The sequence below is a fragment of the Actinoplanes sp. NPDC049802 genome (genome assembly GCF_040656595.1).
GTDB lineage: Bacteria > Actinomycetota > Actinomycetes > Mycobacteriales > Micromonosporaceae > Actinoplanes.
Genome location: NZ_JBFAMR010000004.1, coordinates 220,125 through 227,070 on the forward strand (window position 1 = coordinate 220,125; position 6,946 = coordinate 227,070).

Genomic DNA, 6,946 nt, shown 5'->3' on the forward strand with positions numbered 1-6,946 from the left:
CCCGGCCGCCTCACCGGGACGCGGTGCTCGATCGGACGACCAGCTCGGTGTCGAGCCTGGACCGGCCCGGAGCCGGGCCGGCACCGGCCAGCGCCAGAATCGTCTCGGCGGCGAGACGGCCCATCGCACGCAGCGGCTGCAACACCGTCGTCAGCGGCGGCGCCGCCCACCGGGCCGCCGGCAGATCGTCGAAACCGACCACACTGAGCCGCCCGGGAATCGGCACACGCCGCCGCCGGGCCGCCTCGTAGACGCCGAGCGCCATGTGGTCGCTGCACGCGAAAACCGCCGTCGGCGGATCCGGCCGGTCCAGCAGCCGGCCCCCGGCCGCCACCCCCGACGGGAAGTCGAAGTCGCCGCGCTCGATCAGGCCCGGATCCGGCGACACCCCGAACTCGTCGTGCGCCGCGAAGAAGCCGTCCAGCCGCGCCCGGCTGCACAACAGCTGATCCACCCCCGTGATCACCGCGATCCGCCGGTGCCCCAGCCCCAGCAGATGCCTCGTCGCGATCCGGGCACCCGCCCAGTTCGCCGCGTCGACCGCCGGCAGGTCGGGCGCCGCCGACCGGGCCGGCTCCAGCCCGACGACCGGCACCCCCATCCGCCGCAGCACCGCCACCAGCGGACCGGCCCCCGTCACACCCGCGAGAATCACCCCGTCGGTGCGCCCGGCACGCAACCGCGACACCAACTGCCGCTGCGCCGCGCCGCCCCGCTCCAGAGACGACACCACCGTCCGCACCCCGGCAGCCCGGCCGACCGCCTCGATGCCCCGGATGTGCTCACCCTCCCAGTCGCAGTCGAGCTCCGGGAAGACCACGTCGATCACACCGGCCGACGCGGGCGCCCGCGTCGCCCGCGCCCGGTAGTCGTGCTCGCGCAACAGCGCCTCGACCCGCTGCCGGGTGGCCTCGGACACGTCGGACCGTCCGTTCCACACCTTCGACACGGTCGCCGGCGAGACCTTCGCGGCCCGCGCGATCGCGGCGATCGTCGCCCGCTGCCCGGAAGCATCCGCCATCCCGCCACCCTTGCAGCGGCCATCCCACCCCACAACCCCTTTTCTCGTACGCCCAAACTCGCCGAGCCGCGCCGAAGAGGCCGAGCGCCCGGGTTCAGCGGCCGGGGGTGCGCAGCCACCGGCCGCCGGGCGCACGAACCTCGAAGCCGACGACCGGCCCGTCGCCGTCGCGGACCAGGCGAACCTCGGGGCAGCCGTCGACGGCCTCCTGCCACCCGTGGTCCGGGTCGTGGACGGCGTGCCGGCGGCAATGTCCCTCGTCCACGTAGCCCCACGCCAACAGCACGTCGCGGCCCTGATAGCGGTAGCGGCCGACGGAGGCCACACGATCACCGTCGGGCCGGCGGTAGAAGTCGGCGCGCAGCCCGGGCACGGTGGCGCCCTCGAACTCGGCGTCCGGCATGGACCGCTGCGGGATGTAGGCGCTCAGGTCGGGAAGGCTCGACGTCATCGGTTCTCCTCGGTCGGGAAACGGCCGTACCGGACCGGTAGTCGTGATCTTGTGCCATCCGGGTTCCCGGCACCCCTCGTTCAGGTGACGGCCGATTCCAGGCAGTAGAGTCGGCTGAGGGGACGACCGGTGGGGGTGCGGCATGGTCGCGATCGATTCGCTCGATCGCCTGCGGCTCGGCGACCACGCGTGTGTGCTCTTCGACGACGACGCCGAGAAGACCCGCGCCCTGTTCACGTTCGTGCGGGCGGGTCTGCGCGACAGCCACCGGATCCTCTACTTCGGCGCCGACGAACCGCGGATCGCCGCCGCCTTTCCCGGCGCCATCGCCGCCGGCCGCCTACGCATGGCCACCCCGGAGCAGAGCTACCTGGCATCCGGCGTCTTCGACCCCCAGGCCACCATCGCCGGCTGGCGCACCGAGGCGCAGCAGGCCCGCGCGGACGGATTCCGGGGCCTGCGAGCCGCCGGCGACATGTCCTGGGCGGCCCGGCCGGTCCCCGGCGCCGACCGCCTGCAGTGGTACGAGGCCCAGGTGAACAGAGTCTTCGCCGACGGCTTCGCGATGGCCGTGTGCCTCTACGATCGGCGGCTGTTCACCGGCACCGACCTGGACCGCATCTGCCGCTCCCATCCGGCCACCATCGACCACGACTCCCACCCCGCGACCGCACCGCTGCTGCGCGCCGTCCGGACCGGCGACCCACCGGGCCTCGCCCTGCACGGCGAGGCCGACCTGTCGAACCGGCAGGCACTGTCGGCCCTGCTGGAAAACCTGGCCGACGACACCCCCGGCCACAGCGGCCCGCTCACCGTGGACATGTCCGGCCTGCGGTTCGCCGACGCCGCCGCGATCCGGCTGCTGACCCGGACGGCCGCACGCACACCCCGGCTACGGCTGGTGGGCGCCTCCCCCGCGATACGCCGGCTGCTGACGCTGACCACCACGGACCAGACCCCGGAGCCGACCGCATGACCCTGACCGCCACCGGCGACGGCGCGGTCTTCGACCATCCGGGCCTCCTCTACGACAGCCGCGCCCAATACCTGTCCGGAGTCACCACCTTCGTCCGCGAGGCGACGGACGCCGGCGACGCCGTCCTGGTCGCCGTCCCACCGCCGAACCTCGACCTGCTGCGCGGCGCGCTCGCCGACCTGGCCGACCGGATCGCGTTCGCCGACATGACGGTGGCCGGCCGCAATCCGGGCCGGATCATCCCCGCAGTGCTGCTCGCGTTCGCGGACGCCCACCCCCGCCGCCGCGTGTCGATCGTCGGCGAACCGGTCTGGCCCGGCCGCACCGACCTGGAATACCCGGCGTGCGCCGCCCACGAAGCACTGATCAACGCGGTGTTCGCCACCCGCGACGCCGCGATCCTCTGCCCGTACGACACCGGCGCACTGGAACCGGCCCGAGTACGCGACGCGTGGCGCACCCACCCGGTGATGATCGTCGGCGGCGGCCGGCGGCCCAGCCCGTGGTACGACGACCCCTACATGACGGCCGCCGCCTTCAACCAGCCGCTACCGAAGGTCCCGGTGACGGCCGCGACCCTGGCCTACCGGCACGCCACCGACCTGGCCGCCGTCCGCCGGTTCATCGCCGCCGAAACCGCCGGCCTGGACCCGGACCGCGGCGACGACCTGCTGATCGCCGTCAACGAACTCGCCGAGAACACGATCGCCCACACCGGCGCCGCCGGCACCGTAAGCGTGTGGACGGAGGCCGGCCGCCTGGTCTGCCAGATCGACGACCACGGCTACCTGGCCGATCCCCTCGCCGGCCGGGTGCCGCCACCAGCCGACGTCGAGGGCGGCCGTGGCCTGATCCTGGCGAACCGGCTGTGCGACCTGGTTCGCATCCACACCGGCGCCGACGGCACCAGCATCCGCCTGCACATCGACCTATGACCCACCCGGCACCGCGGGTTCCTGCTGGGTGATGCAGTGGATCCCACCCCCGCGCGCGAAGATCACCCGGGCGTCGACACCGACCACCCGCCGACCGGGGTAGGCGGCGGCCAGAATGTCCAGCGCCGCGGCGTCGCGCGGATCACCGAACGTGCACGCGACCACCCCGGCGTTGCACACCAGATGATTGACATACGAATGATCAACCGGCCCCGCCCCGTCCTCCAAACCCTCCGGCGCGGGCAGGTCCAGAATCGTCCAATCCGCCGGGAAAGCGGCCCGCAACACCGGGCCCAGCACATGATCGGGATGCCGCGGATCCGGCTGGACATGCAACAACACCGTCCCCGGCGCCGTCATCGTGGCAACGATGTCGACATGCCCCCGCGTCCCGAACTCACCGTAATCGCGGGTCAGACCACGCGGCAGCCACACCACCCTCTCGGCACCGAGGGTCCGGCGCAGCTCACCCTCGACCCGCTGCCGCGTCCACCCCGGATTACGGCCCGGATCGAGCTGCACCGTCTCGGTGACCAGCACCGTCCCCCGCCCGTCGACATGGATCCCGCCACCCTCGTTGACCATCTCCGAACCGATGACCGTGGCGCCCGCCCACTCGGCCACCCGCCGGGCGACCCGCGCATCCCGCTCCCACGCCGCCCAACTCTGCTGACCCCAGCCGTTGAACACCCAGTCCACCGCGCCCAGCCCGTCCGGGCCGACCACGAACGTCGGACCGGAATCACGCATCCAGGCGTCGTCGAGCGGCGCCTCGAAGAACTCGACAGCGCCACCCAGCCACCTACGCGCCACAGCGACCGCACCCGGATCCACCACCATGCCAACCGGCTCGAACTCGGCGACCGCCAGCGCCACCGACGCCCACGCCCGGCGTGCCTCATCCGGGTCGTCACCGAGCGTGTAACCCGACGACGGCCACGCCATCCAGGTGCGGGTGTGCGGCTCCGTCTCGGCCGGCATCCGCCACGTCACACCAGACCCCCGTACGTGTCCGGGCGCCGGGTACGCAGGAACGGGAACAACGTCAGCCAATCCTTGCGCTGGTCTAGGTCCAGATCGGCCACCAGCACCGCCTCGGCGTCACGCGGCGCCCGCACCAGGATCCGCCCGTACGGGTCGGTGATGAACGACGAACCGTAGAAGGTGATCCGGCCCTCGTCACCGGTACGGTTCGGCACCACCATGAACAGCCCGTTCGCGATGGCGTTCCCGACGATCACCTGCTGCCACAGCGGCTGGGTGTCGAAATCCGGATGGTCGGGCTCCGAACCGATCGCCGTCGGGTAGGCCAGCAGATCGGCGCCGCCCAGCGCGTACAGCCGGGCCACCTCCGGAAACCACTCGTCCCAGCAGGTCGGCATGCCGATCCCGGCGCCCAGGAACCGGTGCACCGGATAGGCGTCACCCGCCGGACCCGGCCGAAAATACCTGTCCTCGACATAACCCTCGGTCACCGGAATATGCGTCTTGCGGGTCCTCGCCACGACCACACCGGACGGGTCCAGCAGAATCGCGGTGTTGTAGCCGAGGCCGTCACCCAGATCGGCCCGCTCATAGAGCGACGCGTGCACGAACACACCGTGCCGCGTCGCCATCGCGGCCGCGAACCCCGCCGTCGGACCCGTCTCCAGATCCTCCGCCAGGTCCACCGGCCTGCCCGTGGGCTCCTCGAAAGCCGGATACCGCGACAACGTCAACTCCGGCAGGAACACCACACGAGCCCCGGCCCCGGCCGCCGCCGCGATCCCGCCGGCGAGGACTCTCCGCAGCTCGGCGGCGTCCGCCCGCCACCGATGCTGAACCAGCCCGACCCGCAACGGCGGCCGCGACGGCTCCTCGACACGAGCGGGCGAGCCCAACACCGCGGACCGAATCAGTTCCACGGCTCATCCTCGCACGCGGCCAGGTCCCCGCCACCCCAGCCAGGCCCGCCACCCCATCCGGCTCACCGACAACCCTTTCCGGTACGCGCTGAACAGCCCCCAACCGCACCAACCCCGCCCCGCCCGCACCCCGCGAGCACCCGCCGGGTCGAGCCCGGCGACGCGCCCACCGGGCTGACCTGCCCACCCACCCCCTCAAGCGGACGGGCGCCGATAAAGCAGATAGGGCCGACGGCGCCTCTCGAACGCCTCCACCTCGTCCCGCCAGCTCCCGGCCACCTCGGCCGGCGCCGCACCCGCGTCGAGCATGGTCCGCAACCGGGAACCGCCGGCCAGCAGATCCACGAAATACGGCCGCGTACCACCGTCGTCCCGCCACGCGAACCCGGGAAACCTCCGAGCCTCGAACAGCATCGTCACCGCCACCCGGATCGGATCGAACGACACCTGATCACTGACCCGCACCTCCACACCCGCACACAACCGGCCCTCGAACTCGCCGACCCGCGGCTCGAAGTACGCCTCCCGGAACTCGGCGCCCGCCAGATCATGGGCGGCCACCCGATCCCGCCACCGATGATCGAACCCCGGCGCCCCGGCCAGCTCGAACGGGCGCGTCGTCCCCCGGCCCTCCGACAGCGACGCCACCCCCTCGAACAGACAGGTCCCCGGATACACCAGCGCCGTGTCCGGCGTCGGCATGTTCGGGCTCGGCATCACCCACGGCACGTCGGTGTCCCGCGCGAACAGGCCACCGTGCCAGCCCTCGCACCCGACCACTTCCAGCCGCACACGCGGCAGCCACTCACCCTGAAAGAACCGGGCCAGCTCCCCGACCGTCATACCGTGCCGCAGAACGATCTCCCGCCGGCCCACCCCGGACGCGAACGCCGGATCCAGCCCTGGGCCGCCCGCCCGCCCACCGATCGGATTCGGCCGGTCCAGCACCACATACCGCAGCCCACGCCGGGCGGCACCGGCCATCGAGTCGTACAGCGTCCAGATGTAGGTGTAGAACCGGGCGCCGACATCCTGCATGTCGAACACCACGGTCCGAACCGCTGCCTCCTCGAACAGCCGCGCCCAATCCTCGTCGGTGGCGCGGTAGCCGTCGTACACGGTCAGGCCCGTCCGCGCGTCGATCGCCTTCGCCGCCCCGCCCCCGGCCGGTGCCGCCCCGCGAAACCCGTGCTCCGGCCCGAAGATCCCGCCGATCCTCACCCCGGCCGCGTGCATCCGGTCGACGAGATGCCGGTACTCGCGATCCACCGCGGTCAGATTCGAGACCACGCCGACGGTCTCGCCCCGCAGCCTCGCCCACCCCTCGCCCGCAAGCCGGTCCATTCCGGTACGCACGCGCACCGGCACGTTCTCGACCGGCCCCTTCCCAACCGGTGCCGTCCCGGCCGCGCCACCCGGCCCCAGCACCGCCACGCCGGCCGCCGCCAGCATGCCCCGTCGCCTCACCAAAACCCCCGAAAACAGCCCAATACGACGGTTTAAAGGCTAGAGCGCATCTGACGGATCATCACGGATGACCGTGGTCGATCGTTGGCGTGTTGTGGCTGGTGATCTGACTGATCAGGACTGGATGCGGCTGGAGCCGTTGCTGCCGTCCATGTCGCCGCAGCGCGGCGGCCGGTGGCGTGATCACCGGCA

Annotated in this window: 7 protein-coding genes; 2 read left to right on the forward strand and 5 right to left on the reverse strand. The window is 72.3% G+C overall.

From position 1 onward, the window contains the following. Nucleotides 1–10: 10 nt before the first annotated feature. Both AB0I88_RS04950 and AB0I88_RS04955 read right to left on the reverse strand, forming a co-directional pair. A complete protein-coding gene (locus tag AB0I88_RS04950) occupies nucleotides 11–1,021 on the reverse strand; it encodes a LacI family DNA-binding transcriptional regulator (RefSeq protein ID WP_361018379.1) in 1,011 nt (336 codons plus the stop codon). Nucleotides 1,022–1,115: 94 nt separating this feature from the next. Next, nucleotides 1,116–1,472, reverse strand: a complete 357-nt coding sequence (locus tag AB0I88_RS04955) for a hypothetical protein (RefSeq protein WP_361018382.1) — start codon at nucleotides 1,470–1,472, stop codon at nucleotides 1,116–1,118. A gap of 142 nt (nucleotides 1,473–1,614) precedes the next feature. On the opposite strand from AB0I88_RS04955, the gene AB0I88_RS04960 reads away from it, so the two are divergent. Together AB0I88_RS04960 and AB0I88_RS04965 are read left to right on the forward strand one after the other, a co-directional pair. After that, nucleotides 1,615–2,448, forward strand: coding sequence for an MEDS domain-containing protein (locus AB0I88_RS04960; RefSeq protein ID WP_361018385.1), 834 nt, complete (start codon nucleotides 1,615–1,617; stop codon nucleotides 2,446–2,448). After that, a complete protein-coding gene (locus AB0I88_RS04965; RefSeq protein WP_361018388.1) occupies nucleotides 2,445–3,383 on the forward strand; it encodes a sensor histidine kinase in 939 nt (312 codons plus the stop codon). The genes AB0I88_RS04960 and AB0I88_RS04965 overlap by 4 nt, the downstream gene beginning before the upstream one ends. Here AB0I88_RS04965 and AB0I88_RS04970 read toward each other — a convergent pair. The 3 genes from AB0I88_RS04970 to AB0I88_RS04980 all read right to left on the reverse strand — a co-directional run bounded on the left by AB0I88_RS04970 (nucleotide 3,378) and on the right by AB0I88_RS04980 (nucleotide 6,754). Continuing rightward, nucleotides 3,378–4,364, reverse strand: coding sequence for an agmatine deiminase family protein (locus AB0I88_RS04970; protein ID WP_361018391.1), 987 nt, complete (start codon nucleotides 4,362–4,364; stop codon nucleotides 3,378–3,380). The two genes, AB0I88_RS04965 and AB0I88_RS04970, sit on opposite strands and share 6 nt — an antisense overlap. An 8-nt stretch (nucleotides 4,365–4,372) precedes the next feature. Further along, nucleotides 4,373–5,287, reverse strand: a complete 915-nt coding sequence (locus AB0I88_RS04975; RefSeq protein WP_361018394.1) for a nitrilase-related carbon-nitrogen hydrolase — start codon at nucleotides 5,285–5,287, stop codon at nucleotides 4,373–4,375. A gap of 195 nt (nucleotides 5,288–5,482) precedes the next feature. Beyond that, a complete protein-coding gene (locus AB0I88_RS04980) occupies nucleotides 5,483–6,754 on the reverse strand; it encodes a DUF1343 domain-containing protein (RefSeq protein WP_361018396.1) in 1,272 nt (423 codons plus the stop codon). Between the last annotated feature and the right edge of the window lie 192 nt (nucleotides 6,755–6,946).